General features: G+C 65.0%; 20 protein-coding genes. 14 read left to right on the top strand and 6 right to left on the bottom strand.

Annotation, left to right across the window (positions count from 1 at the left end):
• The first annotated feature begins 92 nt into the window (after positions 1-92).
• The 3 genes from FJ964_RS04060 to FJ964_RS04050 are packed head-to-tail and all read left to right on the top strand — an operon-like array spanning position 93 to position 3,720.
• Positions 93-1,475, top strand: a complete 1,383-nt coding sequence (locus tag FJ964_RS04060; protein WP_140549181.1) for a pitrilysin family protein — start codon at positions 93-95, stop codon at positions 1,473-1,475.
• A 2-nt stretch (positions 1,476-1,477) separates the two neighbouring features.
• Positions 1,478-2,854, top strand: coding sequence for a pitrilysin family protein (locus FJ964_RS04055; RefSeq protein WP_140549180.1), 1,377 nt, complete (start codon positions 1,478-1,480; stop codon positions 2,852-2,854).
• Positions 2,851-3,720 carry a patatin-like phospholipase family protein gene (locus tag FJ964_RS04050; protein WP_140549179.1) on the top strand — a complete coding sequence of 290 codons (870 nt, stop codon included), beginning with the start codon at positions 2,851-2,853 and terminating at the stop codon, positions 3,718-3,720. Before FJ964_RS04055 ends, FJ964_RS04050 begins: the two co-directional genes overlap by 4 nt.
• Positions 3,721-3,812: 92 nt before the next feature.
• Here FJ964_RS04050 and FJ964_RS04045 read toward each other — a convergent pair whose 3' ends face one another.
• Positions 3,813-4,355 (bottom strand): dihydrofolate reductase family protein, encoded by a 543-nt coding sequence (locus FJ964_RS04045; protein ID WP_140549178.1) that lies wholly within the window; start codon positions 4,353-4,355, stop codon positions 3,813-3,815.
• Positions 4,356-4,539: 184 nt separating this feature from the next.
• On the bottom strand, positions 4,540-5,109 hold the full coding sequence (gene efp, locus FJ964_RS04040) for an elongation factor P (RefSeq protein ID WP_140494213.1): 570 nt from the start codon (positions 5,107-5,109) through the stop codon (positions 4,540-4,542).
• Between the two features lie 123 nt (positions 5,110-5,232).
• On the opposite strand from efp, the gene epmA reads away from it, so the two are divergent.
• A complete protein-coding gene (gene epmA / locus FJ964_RS04035) occupies positions 5,233-6,279 on the top strand; it encodes an EF-P lysine aminoacylase EpmA (RefSeq protein ID WP_140549177.1) in 1,047 nt (348 codons plus the stop codon).
• A gap of 26 nt (positions 6,280-6,305) precedes the next feature.
• Here epmA and FJ964_RS04030 read toward each other — a convergent pair whose 3' ends face one another.
• Positions 6,306-6,722 carry a VOC family protein gene (locus tag FJ964_RS04030; protein ID WP_140549176.1) on the bottom strand — a complete coding sequence of 139 codons (417 nt, stop codon included), beginning with the start codon at positions 6,720-6,722 and terminating at the stop codon, positions 6,306-6,308.
• A 157-nt stretch (positions 6,723-6,879) separates the two neighbouring features.
• Between FJ964_RS04030 and FJ964_RS04025 the strand changes: the two genes are divergently transcribed.
• From FJ964_RS04025 to lpxK, 6 genes are all read left to right on the top strand, one after another.
• A complete protein-coding gene (locus FJ964_RS04025; protein ID WP_140549175.1) occupies positions 6,880-8,223 on the top strand; it encodes a TldD/PmbA family protein in 1,344 nt (447 codons plus the stop codon).
• Positions 8,210-9,013 (top strand): 3'(2'),5'-bisphosphate nucleotidase CysQ, encoded by an 804-nt coding sequence (locus FJ964_RS04020; RefSeq protein WP_140549174.1) that lies wholly within the window; start codon positions 8,210-8,212, stop codon positions 9,011-9,013. The genes FJ964_RS04025 and FJ964_RS04020 overlap by 14 nt, the downstream gene beginning before the upstream one ends.
• A 76-nt stretch (positions 9,014-9,089) precedes the next feature.
• On the top strand, positions 9,090-9,335 hold the full coding sequence (locus FJ964_RS04015; RefSeq protein ID WP_140549173.1) for a DUF4170 domain-containing protein: 246 nt from the start codon (positions 9,090-9,092) through the stop codon (positions 9,333-9,335).
• A 5-nt stretch (positions 9,336-9,340) separates the two neighbouring features.
• Entirely contained in the window at positions 9,341-10,132 is a 792-nt protein-coding gene (locus FJ964_RS04010) for a lysophospholipid acyltransferase family protein (protein WP_140549172.1), read from the top strand.
• A complete protein-coding gene (waaA, locus tag FJ964_RS04005) occupies positions 10,129-11,445 on the top strand; it encodes a lipid IV(A) 3-deoxy-D-manno-octulosonic acid transferase (RefSeq protein ID WP_140549171.1) in 1,317 nt (438 codons plus the stop codon). Before FJ964_RS04010 ends, waaA begins: the two co-directional genes overlap by 4 nt.
• Before the next feature lies 1 nt (position 11,446).
• Positions 11,447-12,472: a tetraacyldisaccharide 4'-kinase gene (lpxK, locus tag FJ964_RS04000; RefSeq protein WP_140549170.1), complete on the top strand. Its 1,026-nt coding sequence runs from the start codon at positions 11,447-11,449 to the stop codon at positions 12,470-12,472.
• On the opposite strand, the gene FJ964_RS03995 is transcribed toward lpxK, so the two are convergent.
• Positions 12,469-12,702 carry a DUF2093 domain-containing protein gene (locus FJ964_RS03995; RefSeq protein WP_140494196.1) on the bottom strand — a complete coding sequence of 78 codons (234 nt, stop codon included), beginning with the start codon at positions 12,700-12,702 and terminating at the stop codon, positions 12,469-12,471. The two genes, lpxK and FJ964_RS03995, sit on opposite strands and share 4 nt — an antisense overlap.
• A 172-nt stretch (positions 12,703-12,874) precedes the next feature.
• Between FJ964_RS03995 and FJ964_RS03990 the strand changes: the two genes are divergently transcribed.
• A complete protein-coding gene (locus FJ964_RS03990; protein WP_140549169.1) occupies positions 12,875-13,417 on the top strand; it encodes a hypothetical protein in 543 nt (180 codons plus the stop codon).
• 3 nt (positions 13,418-13,420) lie between these two features.
• Here FJ964_RS03990 and FJ964_RS03985 read toward each other — a convergent pair whose 3' ends face one another.
• Positions 13,421-14,347 carry a LysR substrate-binding domain-containing protein gene (locus FJ964_RS03985; protein WP_140549168.1) on the bottom strand — a complete coding sequence of 309 codons (927 nt, stop codon included), beginning with the start codon at positions 14,345-14,347 and terminating at the stop codon, positions 13,421-13,423.
• A 93-nt stretch (positions 14,348-14,440) separates the two neighbouring features.
• On the opposite strand from FJ964_RS03985, the gene FJ964_RS03980 reads away from it, so the two are divergent.
• The 3 genes from FJ964_RS03980 (at position 14,441) to FJ964_RS03970 (ending at position 16,763) form a co-directional block, all read left to right on the top strand.
• Positions 14,441-15,334 (top strand): EamA family transporter, encoded by an 894-nt coding sequence (locus FJ964_RS03980; RefSeq protein ID WP_140549167.1) that lies wholly within the window; start codon positions 14,441-14,443, stop codon positions 15,332-15,334.
• A 163-nt stretch (positions 15,335-15,497) separates the two neighbouring features.
• Positions 15,498-16,373 carry an alpha/beta hydrolase gene (locus FJ964_RS03975; RefSeq protein WP_140549166.1) on the top strand — a complete coding sequence of 292 codons (876 nt, stop codon included), beginning with the start codon at positions 15,498-15,500 and terminating at the stop codon, positions 16,371-16,373.
• Between the two features lie 63 nt (positions 16,374-16,436).
• A complete protein-coding gene (locus tag FJ964_RS03970) occupies positions 16,437-16,763 on the top strand; it encodes a hypothetical protein (RefSeq protein WP_140549165.1) in 327 nt (108 codons plus the stop codon).
• 21 nt (positions 16,764-16,784) lie between these two features.
• Here FJ964_RS03970 and mutL read toward each other — a convergent pair whose 3' ends face one another.
• Entirely contained in the window at positions 16,785-18,674 is a 1,890-nt protein-coding gene (mutL, locus tag FJ964_RS03965; protein ID WP_140549164.1) for a DNA mismatch repair endonuclease MutL, read from the bottom strand.
• Positions 18,675-18,706: the final 32 nt, after the last annotated feature.

The raw sequence follows: 18,706 nt of genomic DNA, 5'->3' as shown, positions 1-18,706 counted from the left end.
CAGGGAGCAGGTTGTGCCATGCCAATGATCAACAATTCACTTTCCCAACATCGGCTCGCCGCCTATCGTCCGTCATGAAACCGGAGCCATTGATGACATTTCAGGCTGAACGGCTGCGCAAGACCCTCTTGGCGACATCGCTGGCTTTCGTCATTGCCGGGCCGGCCCCGGCGGCCTTCGCCGCCGACAAACGGCCGGCCGAATTCAAGGTGGCGGATTTCCTGCTCGACAACGGCATGGAAGTGGTCGTCATTCCCGACCATCGCTCGCCGATCGTCACCCATATGGTGTGGTATAAGGTGGGCAGCGCCGACGAACCGCCAGGCAAATCCGGCATCGCCCATTTCTTCGAGCATCTGATGTTCAAGGCGACTGCCAATCACGCCGCCGGCGAGTTCGACCGCGCCGTCTCCGACATAGGGGGCTCCAACAACGCCTTCACCTCCTACGACTACACCGCCTTCTACGAGACGGTGGCGCCCTCGGCGCTCGAGCTGATGATGAGCTTCGAGGCCGACCGTATGCGCAACCTCATCCTCACCGACGATGTCATCAAGACCGAGCGCGACGTCATCCTGGAGGAGCGCCGCTCGCGCATCGACAACAGTCCCGAGGCCGTGCTCGACGAGGAACTCGACGCCACGCTGTGGCAGAACCAGCCCTACCGGATTCCGGTCATTGGTTGGATGCAGGAGATGGAGCAGTTGAACCGCACCGACGCCATCGCCTTCTACAACAAATACTACCAGCCCAACAACGCGGTGCTGATCGTGGCCGGTGACGTCGAGCCCGACACGGTCAAGGCGCTGGCCGAGAAAACCTATGGCAAGATCGCGCGCGGGCCCGACCTGCCGCCGCGCGTGCGCCCGGTCGAACCGGAGCAGAACACCCGGCGCACGGTGACGCTGTCCGACGCCCGCGTCAGCGTGCCGAATTTCTCCACCCAATGGGTGGTGCCGTCCTACCACACGGCCAAGCCCGGCGAAGCCGAGGCGCTCGACCTGCTGGCGGAGATACTGGGCGGCGGCAACCGCAGCCGGCTCTACCAGGCACTGGTGGTCAGGCAAGGCATCGCTTCCAACGCCGGCGCCTATTTCCAGGGCACCATGCTGGACGACACCAACTTCACCGTCTATGGCACGCCGCGCGGCGACGCCAGGCTCGTCGACGTCGAGGCGGCCGTAGACGCGGAGGTCGCGCGCATCGCCAGGGATGGCGTCACCGTCAAGGAGCTGGACAAGGCCAAGGACCGCTATGTCCGCTCGATGGTTTTCGCCCGCGACAAGCAGGATTCGATGGCCAATATCTATGGCGCCGAGCTCGCCACCGGCGGCAATGTGCAGGACATCGAGCAATGGCCGGAGCGCATCCGCAAGATCACCGCGGGCGAGATCAAGGCCGTCGCCGCGCGCTATCTGGTGCTGGCCCACGCGACGACCGGCTATCTCTTGCCGCAGCAACAGGCGGGGAATTGACGATGAATAGCGAGCACCACGGCTTTCTCCCTTCTCCCACAAGGGGAGAAGGGAAGGCACGCGCTGCGCTTGTCACTTTACTCCTCACCATCTTCTTCCTTGTCCTGCCGGCGCTTGCCGCCCGCGCCATGGACATCCAGCAGGTCACCTCGCCCAAGGGCGTCACCGCCTGGCTGGTCGAGGACTATTCGGTGCCGATGGTCGCCGTCCGCTTTGTTTTTGGCGGCGGCTCGACGCAGGATCCGCCGGGCAAGGAGGGGCTGGCCAATCTGATGACCGGTCTGTTCGACGAAGGCGCAGGCCCTCTGGACAGCGACGCTTTCCAGGTGAAGCTCGACGACGCCGGCGCCGAGATGAGCTTCGAGGAGACCCGCGACGGCATCTACGGTTCCATGCGCATGTTGGCCGAGCAGCGAGACGAGGCGTTCGACCTGCTGCGGTTGGCGGTCAACGAGCCGCGTTTCGACCAGGCGCCGATCGATCGCATCGGCGCCCAGATCCTGTCCGGCATCATCGCCGGAGAGAACGACCCCGACACGATCGCGCAGGACAGATGGGCGCGCGCGCTCTATGGCGATCACCCTTATTCGCGCTCCGACCAGGGCACCAGGCAGAGCATCGCCGCCATCACGCGGGACGATTTGAAGGCGCTGCACAAGGCGGTCTTCGCGCGGAGCGGGCTGCATGTCGCGGTGGTCGGCGCCATCGACCCGGAAACGCTGAAGAAGAAACTGGACATGGTGTTCGGCGACCTGCCGCGGAACCAGGCGCTCGCGCCCGTCCCCGACGTCGAGCCGCATCTGGCGCGGCATGTCGAGGTCGACTACGACCTGCCGCAGACCTCGCTGCAGCTTGCCTGGCCCGGCGTGAGGCGCAAGGCGGCCGATTTCTTCCCCACGGTTCTGATGAACGAGATCCTCGGCGGCGGCACTTTCACCTCGCGCCTTTTCCAGGAGGTGCGCGAGAAGCGCGGTCTGGCCTACAGCGTCAACTCCTCGCTGATCAATCAGGACCATGCCGACGCGCTGATCGTCACCACCGGCACGCGCTCGGACCGCGCCGCCGAAACCCTCGGCATCGTGCGCGACGTGGTCAGGCGGCTTGCCGAGGACGGCCCTACCGAGGCGGAACTGGCGGCGACCAAGAAATACCTGATCGGCGCCTACGCCATCAGCAACCTGGACTCCTCCAGCGCGATCGCCGCGACCCTGGTCGAGCTGCAGGTCGACGACCTCGGCATCGATTACATTCAGCGCCGCACCGGCCTCATCAACGCGGTGACGCTCGACCAGGTCAAGGCCGCGGCGAAGAAGCTTTTGTCGGCCGAGCCGACCATCATGGTCGTCGGACCGCCCTTGGCCGGAGCCAATAAGGGATGAGCCTGACCTTCGGCATCGCCTTTGGCGGCGGCGGCGCGCGCGGTCTGGCGCATATCCATGTCATCGAGGCGCTGGACGAACTGGGCATCAGGCCGGTCGCGATCGCCGGCTCGTCGATCGGCGCCATCGTGGGCGCCTGCATGGCCTCCGGCATGACCGGCAAGGACATTCATGACTATGCCCGCTCGATCCTCGGCCGCCGCGCCGAGGTGGCGAGCCGCATGTGGCGGGCGCGGCCCGGCACGATCGCCGAGGCCATGCAGGCCGGCATCCGCGTCAGCCAGTTCAATGTCGAACGCATCCTCAAAGCCTTCCTGCCCGGCGCCATCCCCGAAACCTTCGCCGAGCTGAAAATTCCGCTGAAGGTGACGGCGACGGACTATTTCGGCCACAAGCTGGCCGTGCTCGCCGATGGCGACCTGCATTCCGCGCTCGCGGCTTCAGCGGCCATTCCCGCCGTGTTCCGCCCGGTGATGCGCGACGGCCGGCTGCTGATCGACGGCGGCATCTACAACCCCGTGCCCTTCGACCTGATCGAGGAGGATGCCGACATCATCATCGGCGTCGATGTGGTCGGCGCGCCGGAAGAGGCCGACCGCAGGCGGCCGACCTCCGTCGACCTGATGTTCGGCGCCACCCAACTGATGATGCAGTCGATCATCGCCAACAAGCTGAAGCAGTGCCAGCCCGATATCCTGATCCGCCCGGCGGTATCGAAATACCGCGTGCTCGACTTCCTGAAGATCGAGGTCCTGATGACCGAGACGGCGGATATCAAGGACCAGCTGAAGCGCGAGGTGGAGCGCGTTGTGGAGGTTAGGGAAAGTGCTGCCGTCGAGCAAAGACGGGGAAAGCAGACCGGGTGACGCGAGGTCCATAGGTTGCCTCACGTCACAGCTATAGCTTTGATCCCGAAAGCCATGCGCCCTCCAGTCTGGAAGAAGGGCACTCTAACCGATTACGATTTCGCCAGCACCGGCGCATACTCCAGCGCCACCACGCCGTTGCTGAATGGCTTGGCGTAAATCAACTCAAGCGACACCGGATCGCCGGCCGGAAACAGTTTTTTGCCTTGGCCGACGGTGCCGGGATAGCTGAGCAGCCTGACGCGGTCGACCAGACCATGGCGCAACAGTTCCTGCGCGACGCTGAGGCTGCCATGCACATAGATGTTGCCGCCGCTACCTTGCTTCAGTGTCCTGACCGCCTCCGGCAGCGGCCCCCTGAGCAGCTCGGCCGGTTTCCAGTCGAGCACCTTCAAACTGCTGGACGCGACATATTTCGGCAGCGCGTTGAACCGGTCGGCGAAGCCTCCGGTTTCGCTCGGCCAAGAGCCGGCGAAGATCTCGTAGGTCGTGCGCCCCAAAAGCATGGCGCCGCTGTCGGCGAGCTCTTCTTCCTTGAACCTGTTCATCTCGTCGTTCCAGGTCACACCGGGAAGTTTCTCGACCTCGGCGATTCCGTCGACGCTGATGAATTCGGTGACGATAAGCTTTCTCATTGGCGTTCTCCTTTCCACAAGGACGAACGATGATGGCTTTGTGCGACACGCTTCTGGAAATAACGCTGCGCTTGTTGTTTGGCCGGGCAGCGTCGGCCTCGGCCGGCGCCAATTGGCGATGCCGCCGCTCATCGTCAGCGGCTAAAAAATAGGGTCCGGCTGAAAAGCTCGCGACGCTAGCCCCTCAGTCCTTCGCCCGCTCCACATAGGATCCATCGGCCGTCATCACCACCACGCGGGTGCCTGGAGCGATGTGCGGCGGCACGGCGGTGCGCACGCCGTTGGAGAGCAGGGCGGGCTTGTAGGAAGAGGACGCCGTCTGGCCCTTGGTCGTCGGCTCGGTCTCGACCACTTCGAACGTAGCGCGCTGCGGCAGCACCAGGGAGATGGCGATGCCGTTGAACTGCGAGACCTGAACCGGCATGCCTTCCTGCAAATAGGGGGCGGCATCGCCGACAACGGCTTCCGACACCGCCACCTGGTCGTAGGTCTCGGGGTTCATGAAGTGATAGCCTTCGCCGTCGGCGTAGAGGAAGGTGTGCTCGCGCTCCTCGACATAGGCGCGCTCCACCTGTTCGGTGGTGCGGTAGCGCTCCGAAACCTTCACCCCGTCGCCAATGCGGCGCATGTCGAGCTGCGTCACGGGCGTGCCCTTGCCTGGGTGGATGTTTTCGGCAAAGAGGATCACATAAAGCTTGCCGTCCTTGTCGACGACATTGCCTTTGCGGAGCGAACTGGCGATGACTTTCACCACGGTTTTTCATCCTGCGAGAGTTGACGGGCGTTTGCCGGCTTGCGCGGCGCTGGATGGGGGCCTAGCGCATCTCGGCGCGAACCGCCAGCCCCCAACGCGAACCAGCGCGCCTTCAAACCGCCCATGACCGGCGCTTCGCCCTGGTGGACGCCGCATGTCCATGCCGATCGCCGCCCGCGCCTGATGCTGCGCAACGGCCTTGCCGCCGCCTTGCGTGACTGGTTCGCCCGCCGCGATTTCATCGAGGTGCAGGCATCGGCCCTGCAGATATCGCCCGGCAATGAGGCGCATCTGGCGGCCTTCGCAACCGAGGCGGTCGCGCCGGACGGGCAGCGCAAGCCGCTCTATCTGCACACGTCGCCGGAATTCGCCTGCAAGAAGCTGCTCGCCGCCGGCGAGACCAGGATCTTCAGCTTCGGCCCGGTCTATCGCAACCGCGAGCGTGGCCCTTTGCACCATCCCGAATTCACCATGCTCGAATGGTACAGGGTCGGCGAAACCTATGAGAGCCTGATGCGGGATTGCGCGGATCTGCTGGCGCTGGCCGCGACAAGGGCAGGGGCCACGCGTTTCAGCTTTCGCGGCCGCGACTGCGATCCTTTCGCAGAGCCAGAGCGACTGACGGTGGCGGACGCCTTCGCCCGCCATGCCGGCATCGATCTGCTTGCGACGGTCTGCGCCGATGGCGTCACCGACCGCGATTCGCTCCATCAGGCCCTGACCGGTGCCGGCCTGCGTACCGCGCCCGACGACGGCTGGGCCGACCTGTTCAGCCGGGTGATGGTGGAGAAGATCGAGCCCAACCTCGGTATCGGCCGCGCGACCATCCTGTGCGAGTATCCGGTCGCGGAGGCGGCTCTGGCGCGACCGAGCCCACGCGACCCCCGCGTTGCCGAGCGCTTCGAGCTCTATTGCTGCGGCGTCGAACTCGCCAACGGCTTTGGCGAGTTGACGGACGCCGACGAGCAGCGCCGGCGCTTTATCATGGAAATGGACGAGAAAGAGCGAGTCTATGGCGAGCGCTATCCGCTGGACGAGGATTTTCTCGCGGCACTTGCGGTCATGCCACAGGCCAGCGGCATCGCGCTCGGCTTCGACAGGCTGGCGATGCTGGCCACGGGCGCGCAAAAAATCGAGGATGTGATCTGGACGCCTGTTGCCGAGTCCTGAGTCCGCGCGCCACGGCTTGCGCCGTCTCAATGCGCGAAAATCTGCTCCAGCGAACGAAAACCCTTGAATTCCAATGCATTGCCCGAGGGATCGCGGATGAACAGCGTCGCCTGTTCGCCGGGCTCTCCCTTGAAGCGGATCATCGGCCGCTCCAGCCAGTCTATGTCGGCGCGTGCCTCCAGCCGCGCGGCAAGCCGCTGCCAGTCGTCCATCAGAAGCACGGCGCCGAAATGCGGGATCGGCACCGCCATGCCGTCGACCTTCCCGTCACTGGCGGCCGGCGCGGCCCGTGGCCGCAGATGCGCCGACATCTGGTGGCCGAACAGATCGAAATCGACCCAGGTCTCCGAAGAGCGGCCGATGGCGCAACCCAGCACCTCGCCATAGAAAGCGCGTGTTTCATCGAGATCACGGACCGGGAAGGCAAGATGGAAAGGCGTCATTGGAAATGCTCCGTGCTGGCGATGCGGTGCCGCGCTTCGCGATGGGCGGCTGAACCGATGCATTCTGATTGAAGCTTGTGCCATTGCACAAGCCGGACCGGAACAATAGATGGGGGACGGCGGCTTCCGGGCCGGCCGCAACAGCAGGATCACGCGCATGAGCGATATATCGGACGCATCAAGATTGACCGACCGCGTCGCGGCTTTGGTCGAGGCTGCCAAAAAAGCCGGCGCCGATGCCGCCGATGCCGTCGCGGTGCGTGGCCGCTCGACCGGCGTGTCGGTGCGGCTGGGCAAGGTCGAAAACACCGAGGCGTCGGAAGGCGACGACGTTTCACTGCGCGTCTTTGTCGGCCAGCGGGTGGCAAGTGTTTCCGCGACTGCCGCGTCCGACCCGAAGGCGCTTGCCGAACGTGCCGTCGCCATGGCCAGGGTCTCTCCCGAAGATCCCAACCAGGGCCTCGCGGATCCGGCGCTGCTGGCCAGGCAGACGCGCGATCTCGACCTGTTCGATACAACAGAAGTATCGGCCGACCAGTTGAAGGAAGCGGCATTGGCCGCGGAAGCGGCGGCTCTGGCCGTCAAAGGCGTGACCAATTCGGCGGGCAGCAATGCCAGCGCCGGGCTCGGAGGGCTGGTATTGGCCACCTCGCACGGCTTCCTCGGCCATTATGTCGCCTCGCGCTTCTCGCGCTCCACGAGCGTCATCGCCGGCGAGGGTACCGGCATGGAACGCGATTATGAATTCTCCTCGCGCCAGCATTTTGCCGACCTGGACGCGCCGGAAGACATAGGCCGCAAGGCCGGGGAACGCGCCGTGCGCCGCCTCGGCGCTCGCAAGGCCGCGACCGGACAGGTCGACGTGGTGTTCGATCCGCGCGTGGCGCGCGGCATTGCCGGCCATCTCGCGGGCGCCATCAACGGCGCTGCCGTCGCACGTAGGACGTCGTTCCTGCGCGACATGATGGGCAAAAAGGTGGCTGCATCGGCCATTACCGTTACCGACGAGCCGCTGAGGCGGCGCGGCCAGGCCTCGCGTCCGTTCGACGGCGAAGGTGTCGAAGGCGACAAGCTTTTGATGGTCGAGAACGGCGTGCTCAACCACTGGTTCCTGTCGACCTCGGCGGCGCGAGAACTGGGTCTTGTCACCAATGGACGCGGTTCGCGCAGCGGCTCCTCCGTCTCGCCGTCTTCGACCAATCTTGCCATCGAGCCGGGTGAGCGCTCGCCGGAAGAACTGATTGCGTCGCTGAAGACCGGCTTCTACGTCACCGAGGTGTTCGGGCAAGGTGTCGACATGGTGACCGGCGAATACAGCCGCGGCGCTTCCGGGTTCTGGATCGACAACGGCCAGCTTGCCTATCCCGTCGCCGAAGTCACGATCGCCTCCAACCTGAAGACGATGTTCCTCAACATGGTGCCGGCAAGCGACCTCGATCGCAATTTCGGCACCGCTGCCCCTACGCTGCTGATCGAAGGCATGACCCTTGCCGGAGCATGATCTGACCACGACCGGCGCCACGGAGGATCTGCCGCTACTGCGCGATGCTGCCCGCGAGGCGGGCGCCATCGCGATGCGCTACTTCGGCAACAGTCCGCAAGTCTGGATGAAAGGCGGCACCTCGCCGGTCAGCGAGGCCGATCATGCCGCCGATGCGTATCTTCGCCAGACCCTGCTTGCGGCGCGGCCGGATTATGGCTGGCTGTCCGAGGAGACGGTCGACGATCCAGTACGGCTTTCGGCGCGCCGAACCTTTGTCGTCGATCCGATCGACGGAACGCGCGGCTTCCTGGAAGGCCAGCGCACCTGGTGCGTCAGCGTTGCGGTCGTCGAGCATGGCCGCTCGCTTGCCGGCGTACTCGAATGTCCGGCGCTCAACGAGACTTACTGGGCGCTGCCTGGCCAGGGTGCCTTCCGCAACGGCAGGCGCATCACGGTGCGCCAGCCCGGCGACAAGGCCGAAATTTCCGGGTTGAAGCAGTTGCTCGACAGGATACCGACCGGCTGGCAGGAACGGTTGAAGCGGGCGCCTTACAGTCCTTCGCTTGCCTACCGCCTGGCGATGATCGCCAATGGCACGCTCGACGCCACTTTCGTCAAGCCGAACGCGCACGACTGGGATATCGCCGCCGCCGACCTTATCCTGCGCGAGGCGGGCGGCCTGTTGCTCGACCCGCATGGCCGCGCGCCGCTCTATGCCGGCGAGGTGACCCGCCACGGCGCGCTCGCCGCCGGCAGCGGTGAGTTGCTGGCGGTGCTGGTGGGTGTCATTGCCGGACTAGGTGATTGAAAGCGCTATCGAAGGTTCCAAAGTCGGCGGCTTTGGTCTAGACCTGTCACAAACTCACAATATGTGAAGGACCGAAATGGCCGCGGAAGACGGAAAGAAACAGCTTTTGCACCTGGTGTTCGGTGGCGAACTGAAGAAGCTTGGCGGCACCGAATTCCGCGATCTCGACGCGCTCGACATCGTCGGCATCTATCCCGACTATCAATCCGCCCATACGGTATGGAAAGCCAAGGCGCAGGCCAGCGTGGACAATGCCCATATGCGTTATTTCGTCGTGCACCTGCATCGGCTCCTGGACCCCGACCACAAGGCTGTCGGTTGACTTCGATGGACAATGATCTGGCGAAAGCGCCGCCCGGCCAGGCTACGCCGACGGGCCGGGGCCGCAGCCGGGCCACCAAGGCCTTCTGGCGCAGGATCCGCAAGCCGTTGGCGCAGTCGCGATTCGTCAAGAACATCATCGTCGGCCTGCTGGCGCAGTTCGTTCGGCTGGTGCGCCTGACCAACCGCGTCGTCGACGGCTCGGCGAAATTGACCGGCGGTGCCTATGCCCAGTTCGAGCCGGGCATCATTGCGCTTTGGCACGGCCAGCATCTGTTGACGCCGGCCTACTACCCCAAGGGCAGGCCGTTGGTCGCCATGGTGTCGCGCAGCGCCGATGCCGAGCTCAACGCCCTGATGATCGAGAGATTCGGCATTGAAGCCGTACGCGGATCCGGCGGGCGCGATAACGCCAAACATCTCGACAAGGGCGGCGCCAAGGCACTGATCGCCCTGAAAAAGTCGCTCGTCGCCGGCAAAAACGTTGCCATGATCGCTGACATCCCCCATGGCACGCCGCGCGATGCGGGGCTTGGCATCGTGCTCCTGGCGCGGCTCTCCGGCCGACCGATCCTGCCGGCGGCCATTGCCACCAGCCGCCGCAAGGTGCTGGAGAAGAGCTGGGACAAGACGACCATCAACCTGCCGTTCGGCCGCTCGTCCATCATCATTGGTACACCGGTTTTTGTGCCGGCCAATGCCGATGACGCCGAAATGGAGCGCAAGCGCCTGGAAGTGACGGCCGCGCTCAATGCCGCGACCGCCGAGGCCTACCGTCTCGTGGATGCCCCGCGATGAGCGGTCGCTGGGCGCGCACAATGCTGTCGGCATATCGTTTGGCGGGCGCTGTCGCCTATCCGCTGGTCGGACCCTATGTTGCCTGGCGCACCTCGCGCGGTAAGGAAGACCGCAACCGCCGCCGCGAACGCTACGGCGTCGCCGGCCGGCCTCGCCCCGATGGGCCTGTTATCTGGATCCATGCCGCGAGCGTCGGCGAAACCATAGCTGTCGTTCCCCTGGTCGAGAGCATACTCGACTACGGCGTCAATATCGTGCTGACGACCGGCACCGTAACGTCGGCCAAGGTCGCCGACGAGAGATTGGGCGACCGCATCATCCACCAATATGTGCCACTCGACCTCAAGCCGGCGGTCAGCCGTTTCCTCGACCATTGGAAGCCGGATCTGGCGATCATCGCCGAATCCGAGATCTGGCCGATGACGATTCTCGAGCTTGGCGCCCGCCACGTGCCGCAGGTTCTGGTCAATGGCAGGCTGTCCGACCGCTCCTTCACGTCCTGGAAGAAGCGCCCCAACATCGCCGAGGCGCTGTTCGAGAACCTTGCCCATGTCGTTGCCCAGTCCGATGTCGACGGCGAGCGTTTCCGCGCGCTCGGCGCCCGGCCGGTAACCGTCTCCGGCAATCTCAAGGTCGACACCAACCCGCCGCCGGTCGACGAACGGGCGCTGGCCATCTTGCAGCGGCAGATTGGCGGCCGTCCGACCTGGGCGGCGATCTCCACCCATGACGGCGAGGAAGTCGTCGCCGCCGAGGTTCATGCGATGCTGCACAAGCGTCACCATGGCCTGCTGACGATCGTCGTCCCGCGCCATCCCGCCCGTGCAGAGGCCTTGGCCGAGCAGATTTCCAGCATGGGCCTCAAGGTCGCGCGGCGCAGCAAGGCCGACAGGATCGGGGCCGATGTCGACATCCTGCTCGGAGATACGATCGGCGAGATGGGGCTCTACCTCAGGCTGACCGAGATTGCCTTTGTCGGCCGTTCGCTCACCTCCGAAGGCGGCCAGAACCCGCTCGAACCGGCCATGCTCGAGACGGCGGTCCTTGCCGGACGCAACGTGCAGAATTTCCGCGAGGCCTACCAGCGCCTGCTCGACAGCGGCGGCGCCAAGCTGGTGCGCGACCGCGACATGCTGGCCGGTGCCGTCAACTTCCTGCTCACCAACGAAGTGGCGCGCCATGAGATGATGGCTGCCGGCGCCGCGACCGTCGATGAGATGCGCGGCGCGCTGGCGTGCACGCTGAAATCGCTTGAGCCCTATATCCAGCCACTGGTCGTCAAGGCGCGCCTGAAGGGCGCGAACGGGCGCTAAGATGGCCTCCGAAGCACCGCCATTCTGGTGGGAGGAGCCGGACTGGCGCGTTTTCGCGCTGTCGCCGCTGTCGGCCGCCTATGCATTTGTCGCCGGCCGTGGCATGCGGCGGGCGAGGCGCGAGAAGATCGAAGCGCCGGTTCTGTGCATCGGCAATTTCACCGTCGGCGGGACGGGCAAGACGCCGGTGGCGATCGCCATGGCCGAACACGCCAGGCGCATGCGGCTCAAACCCGGTTTCCTGTCGCGCGGCCATGGCGGCTCCTTCGCCGAGCCGCATGTCGTCGACATCAAACACGACAGCGCCAGGCATGTCGGTGACGAGCCGCTGCTGCTGGCCGAACACGCGCCCGTGGCAGTGACGCCGCACCGCGCCGCCGGTGCCCGGCTGCTCATGGAAAACCATGGCTGCGATTTCCTGATCATGGATGATGGCTTCCAGAGCGCTCGCATCCATATCGACTATGCGCTGGTCGTCGTCGATGCGCGCTACGGCATCGGCAACGGCCGTGTCATCCCGGGCGGACCGCTCAGGGCCAGGGTCGTCGATCAACTGGTCTTCACCAGCGGGTTGTTGAAGATGGGTCACGGCACCGCCGCCGACGCGGTGGTGCGCCAGGCGGCGCGCGCCGGCCGCCCGATCTTCGAGGCTCACACCGAGCCGAGCGGCAAGGAACGCCTCGCCGGCAAACGCTATCTTGCCTTCGCCGGCATCGGCCATCCCGAAAAATTCTTCGACACGGTAGAGGAGGCCGGTGGCGAGGTGGCTTTGAAGCGGCCGTTTCCGGATCATCATTTCTATGCCGAGGATGAGCTTGCCGAACTGGTGGCCACCGCGCGCGCCGGAGGGCTCGGGCTGATCACGACCGCCAAGGACGCAGCCCGGCTGCGCCATGGCGCTTCGCAGGACTTTCTCGATCGTCTCGACGTGCTGGAAATCGACGCGGTCTTCGAGCTCGACCACGTGCCTGAACGTATCATCGAGGAGACGCTCGATGCCTGGCGCCAGCGTAAGCTTAAGCGTTAGCTTCGCTTGCGCAATTCCGGGTGCGCCTCGATCTCGCGGCGCAACGAGGCCGCGGCGTTGATGTAGGGCTCCTGCCTCTCGACGCTCCAGTATTTCAGCTCGTCGAGCGGAATGCTTTCGCCGGTCACGGCGCAGCGCACGAACGCGCCGGGACTCGTCACCTGGAAGTCGCCGTCGAGATAGCGGATACGGGCTTCCTTGCCGCCGGGGCCTTCGAAACGGTTCATCATGCTTTAGTGCCGAGTTTCATGCCGAGTTCATCGCCACAAATTGCCGGCAAGGTCAAGCATGGGACAAGCTCGAGGCAATGCTGATATCCTATTTGATGAGCCGAAGAGTACCATTGGTGGGAACATGATGGACGTTTCTTCCGCTCGGCTGGCTTCCTTGCTTAAGGAGGCGATGACGCCGCAGGCGGTGCCGTTGGCGAAACCCGATGCGGTCAGCGCGGCGCTGGTCAAGGTGGCGTTGCGACCGCCGCTGCCGGCCTTGCGCGCGCAACCGGCCGTGGAAACGCTGGCGGCCTTGCCGCCCGCGCCGGCCGCGACGTCGCAGCAATTGGCCGCACAGCAGATCGTAAGGGCCTACCAGGCCGTGATGGAGCCGGACATGGACACCGCCGGAAAGACCGTTCCCGAGATTGCGGCGCGCAAGCAGGCGTCGCCAGGTGACGAGGCTCAGCGCGTCGTGCCGGTGGCCGTGACAAAATCCGAAGACGCCGGCGCTGCCCGGCCCGCACTGCTCTCATGGCTGGCGTTCGTCTCGCCGCAGATTTCTGTGGTGCAAAAGGCGTCGGCCGACAATGCGGTGCCCGGGCGCATGGCCGGCCAACCAAAGGACGCCGCACCAGGGAATCGCGAACAAGGCGCGGTCGGCATCGGCCCCATCGCAACGGGCCTGCTGGTTGCCGCGCTCATCGCATTTGCCTGGCTGGCCATTCGCTGAAACCTACGTGTCGGCTTCGATGAAGTGTTCGATCCTTTCCGCCGATACGCCGGCATGCGCCGCGATGCGGCGCGACAGGTCGGCGGCAGCGGCGCGGGGCCTCCCGGCGGGACGATCGAGCCAGTAGGAAACGGGATTGAGAACAACGCGGTCGTCGACGGCCACGACGCGCCCCGACCGTATCTGGTGTTCGGTGAGCGGCGGGCGTGCCAGCGCGATGCCCAGGCCGTGTGCGGCGGCGTCGAGCACCAGATTGTAGTCTTCGAAGCGGCGATCCTGCGGGCGCGGCCGGTAATCCATGTCCTGCGCGGCGAACCAGGCGCGCCAGCCGGATGCGTCGGAATCGTTGATCAGCGGGAATTTGAGCAGCCGGGCCGGATCGCCGCCGCCGATCTCCCGCGCGAGGCTCGGCGAGGCGATGGGAAATAGATACTCCTCGAACAACTGCATCGAAACGCGGCCCGGGATGCGGCCGCGTCCGCAGCGAACCGACAGATCGATGCCTTCGTCGGCGAGGTCGGCCTGGCGGTTGTCGACGTCCAGCACGATGCGCAGGCGGGTGGGATCGTTCTCAAGCGCAGCCATGCGTGGCATCAGCCAAAGGCCGCTCACCGATGGGATCGAGGCCAGCCGCACCACTGCGGTGCCGCGTGGTTCAACCCAACGATCCGAATTGACCGAGATCAACGCAAAGGCTTCGGTGGTCCTGAGATGCAGGCGATTGCCTTCGTTCGTCAGCGTCACGCCGCGCGCCCCGCGTTCGAAAACCTTCAGGCCAAGCCAGTCCTCCAGCTTGGCAATCTGCCGGCTGACAGCGCCATGGGTGAGGTTTAGCCTCTGCGCGGCTGCCGAAAAACTCCCCGTGCGTGCCGCAGCATCGAAGGCGCGCAGTGTCTCGAGCGGCAAGATGCCGTCTAAGCTGTGATTCATAGTCACAGCTGACCCTCGATTTGGTCGTTTGTCAATTGGTCCGAAAAGGCGTTTTCTCCGCGTCGAGAGGCGAAAGAACGGGAGACCGGTGAGATGAGGGCGATGACGAGCACGTTGAATCCAGCACAGCGGATGGACACCACAGCCGCCATAGCGGTGGCGCTGACGGTGGTTGGCTGGGCCTCGGCCTTTCCGGCGATCCGGGCTGGTCTCGCCGCTTTCGGGCCGCTCGAACTCGGCGCCCTGCGCTTTGCCATCGCCGCGGTACCTGCGGCGATCTTCCTTGCCGTCAGGCGGCCGACGCTGCCGCGCATAGGCGAGTTGTGGCGCCTGGCCTTTGGCGGCGCCGTTTTCGTCGCGCTCTACACCGCCATGCTCAATTTCGGCGAGCTGACGGTTTCGGCCGGTGCTGCCGGCTTCATCATCAATGTCAGCCCGATCTTCACCGCCATCATGGCGATGGCGCTGCTCGGCGAACGATTCTCGGCCATGGCCTGGGTCGGCACCGCCATTTCCTTCAGCGGCATCGGCATTATCGCCATGGCCGACGGACAGGGCCTGCATTTCGACACGGGTGCGCTTCTGGTTCTGGGATCGGCGCTCTGTTCGGCCGTCAACACCATCGTCCAGAAGCCGCTGTTTGCCCGCCACCATCCACTGACCATCGCGGCCTCGAATATGGTGCTCGGCGCGCTCTGCCTGGCGCCCTTCCTGCCGGCAGCTTTTTCGCAGGCGGCGGTCGCCGATACGGCGGGGCTGGGCGCGGTCGTCTATCTCGGCGTCGTGCCGAGCCTGATCGCCTACGCCGCCTGGGCGACGGCGCTTTCGCGCCTGCCTGCGGCGCGTGCCTCGAACTTCCTTTATCTGGTCTCCCCCATGTCCGCCCTGATCGGCTTCTTCTGGCTGGGCGAAGTCCCGACGCTGCTCGGCCTGCTTGGCGGCGCGCTGGCACTGGGGGGCGTCATCGTGGTGAATTTGAAGAGATGAATCGCTGCTCCCTTGCTCTCTGTCCGACCGGCTGAGACGCGGCGTGATCATCCCGAACGCCGCTTTGTCCGAAATCCGGTCCATACCGGCCGCCCGCACCATTGATGCCGGAACGTTTCCCAGTTGAAGGCGTTTAGCCGGTGTTTATTCGACGGAGGCCCGAATGGTGGGTGCAACGACGCACCGACGCATGCAACTGGCTGATATATCCATTTTTTACCGCGAGGCAGGGCCACCCGAAGCACCTGTCTTGCTCTTGCCGCACGGCTATCCCTGCTCCTCATTCCAGTTCCGCCGACTGATGCCCGCGCTCGCGGACCGCTGGCGGACGATTGCGTTCGACTGGCCCGGCTTCGGATACAGCGGCACGCCCGACCCTGCCGCCTTCGGCTATGATTTCGACGCCTATGCCGACCTGCTTGCCAAACTTGCCGACGCGTTCGGTCTCGAGCGCTACGCCTTATGGCTGCATGACTATGGCTCCCAGATAGGACTCCGGCACGCGATCTCGCATTCGGATCGGATCAGCGCGCTCGTTATCCAGAACGGCGACATCTACGAGGATGTGCTCGGCCCCAAATACGCGGCAATCAAGGCCTGGTGGGCCGACAAGACGCCCGACAAGCACCGTCCGCTCGAGGCGGCGGTGAGCGAGGATGGGTTCCGGGCCGAGTTCATCGGTGAAGTTGCGGACGACGTCGCCACGCGCCTACCTCCCGATCTGTGGAGCCTTCACTGGCCATTGATGAACACACCGGTTCGTCGGCGGATCGCCGTCGGTCTGATGGAGAAGCTGGAGGCCAATCTCGGCTGGTTTTCGCGCTATCAGGCCTATTTGCGCGCTCACCATCCGCCCACGCTGATCGTCTGGGGGCCAGAGGACGGCTATATGCCCGCAGCGTCAGCGCTTGCCTATTATCGCGATCTGCCCGATGCGGACCTGCATCTGATCGATGGCGCCGGTCACTGGCTGCTCGAGACGCATTTTGACCACGCGTTGCCACTGGTTCGCGATTTCCTGGCGCGTGTCCACGGCTGACTGCCGGCCTAGGCTCGGGCCTGTTGTGCTCATTTTCTGTCAGCCTGTCTGAAGGAGACTATCATGCCGACCAATCCGACCATCGCGCGCATCTGGCGCGGTCGCACCCGCCGCGATGTCGCCGACGCCTATGAGCCGTATCTGCGCGCCGAGGGTATTCCGCCACTCGAGAAGACGGCGCTCGGCGTCCAATTGCTGCGCGAAGATCGTGGTGACGAGACGTGGTTCACAACCATCTCATATTGGGCCGACATGCAGGCGATGACCGCCTTTACAAAAGGCGAACCGACTAAAGTCCACCATCTTGACCGCGATTCCGAGTTCCTGATCGAACTGCCGGAGCGGATCGAAATTCACCGGATACTTGTCGATCGTCAGGGACTGCGCTGAGGCGATGCTCTTAGCAGTCAGCTATCGCCGCCCGAACAGCCGCTCGATATCCGCCAGCTTGAGTTCGATATAGGTCGGGCGGCCGTGGTTGCAGGTGCCGGAGCCGGGCGTCGCCTCCATCTGGCGCAGCAGCGCGTTCATCTCCTCGGCCTTGAGCAGCCGGCCCGAACGCACCGAGCCATGACAGGCCATGGTGGCGGCGATCTTGTCCAGCCTTTGCTTCAGCGTGTCGACCGTGTCGTTGTCGGCGATCTCGTCGGCAAGGTCGCGCACCAGTTGCTGGACGTTTGTTTCGCCCAGCATCGACGGTGTCTCGCGCACGGCGACGGCGCCCGGCCCGAAACGTTCGATGCCGAGCCCGAAGCGGGCGAGCGTTTCGGAATGCATGGCGAGCCGTTCGGCGTCCTCTTCAGGCAGGTCGACGATCTCCGGCAGAAGCAGCATCTGCGACGGCACGGCGCGCGCGTGCAGCGCGTTCTTCAGGGCCTCGTAAACCAGCCGCTCATGCGCGGCGTGCTGGTCGACGATGACGAGTGAGTCCCTGGTCTGGGCGACGATGTAGTTCTCATGCACCTGCGCCCGTGCCGCGCCGAGCACCGTGCCAAGCAGCGTCTCCGCCGCTTCGCCCTGTCCCGCCCGGGCGTCGGCGCTGGCGATCGGGCCGGCATCGAACGCCGCCTGCTCGTTTTCGCCGAACCCGCCGTTTCCTGTACGCGCGCGTTCGAATCCTGAACCCTGGAACTCCATGTCGAGTGGCCGTTGCGGCGAGCGTTCGGGGTCGAAACGGGCAGAGCCCGAGGCGTGGTAGGCCGCTTCGTAGCTGCGATGACCATTGGCCGGGCCGCCATGAGCGTAGGACGCCGCTCCCGGCCGGAACGCCGCCATCATGCCGGAGGCACCGGAAGTGGCAGCGCGGATGCCGGCTTCGGCAAGCGCCTGGCGGATGGCGCCGACGATCAGTCCGCGCACCAGGCCGGGGTCGCGGAAGCGGACATCTGCCTTGGCCGGGTGGACGTTTACGTCGACGATCGCCGGATCGAGCGTCAGGAACAGCACCGTGACCGCATGGCGGTCGCGTGGCAGGACGTCGGCGAAGGCGCCTCTGATAGCGCCGGCGATGAGCTTGTCGCGCACCGGTCGGCCATTGACATAGGCATATTGCTGCAACGCGTTGGCGCGGGTGAAGGACGGGATCGACACATGACCGGTCAGGCGCACGCCTTCGCGTATCGCATCGATGGCAATGGAATTATTGGGAAATTCGGCCCCCATCACCTGGGCGATGCGGCGCAGGCGGCCATCCGCGCTGTCCTCGGTCGCCGGCAATTCCAGCGTAGAGCGGTCGGAACCGGTAAGCGTGAAGCGAACGGTCGGAAAGGCGATCGCGATGCGCTTGACCACGTCGCTGGTCGCCGAGCTTTCGGCGCGCTCGCCTTTCATGAATTTCAGCCTCGCCGGGGTGGCGAAGAAAAGGTCGCGCACCTCCACCGTGGTGCCGCGATTGGCCGCTGCCGGCCTGACGGGCGAGATCCTGCCGCCCTCGATGCCGATCTCGGCGGCGCTATGGGATGAAGCTGTGCGCGAACGGATCGACAGCCGCGATACCGAGCCGATCGACGGCAGCGCTTCGCCGCGAAAGCCAAGCGAGCGGATGTCATGGATGTCTTCGGCAAGCTTGGAGGTGCAATGGCGTGCGATCGCCAGCGAAAGCTCCTGTTCGGGGATGCCGAAGCCGTCATCGGTGACACGGATCAGGTTCAACCCGCCGCCCGACGTGACGACCTCGACCTTTCCCGCACCGGCATCAAGCGCGTTCTCGACCAGTTCCTTCACCACGCTTGCCGGACGCTCGATGACTTCGCCGGCGGCGATCTGGTTGATCATCGTTTCGGAGAGCTGGCGTATGGGCATGGTGACAGTATAGGCGGATTCGTGCCGAGCGG

Origin of the sequence: Mesorhizobium sp. B2-3-2 (genome assembly GCF_006442295.1) — a bacterium.
GTDB lineage: Bacteria > Pseudomonadota > Alphaproteobacteria > Rhizobiales > Rhizobiaceae > Mesorhizobium.
The sequence above is the reverse complement of the archived record's forward strand: the minus strand, read 5'-3'. Positions and strand labels throughout refer to the sequence as shown.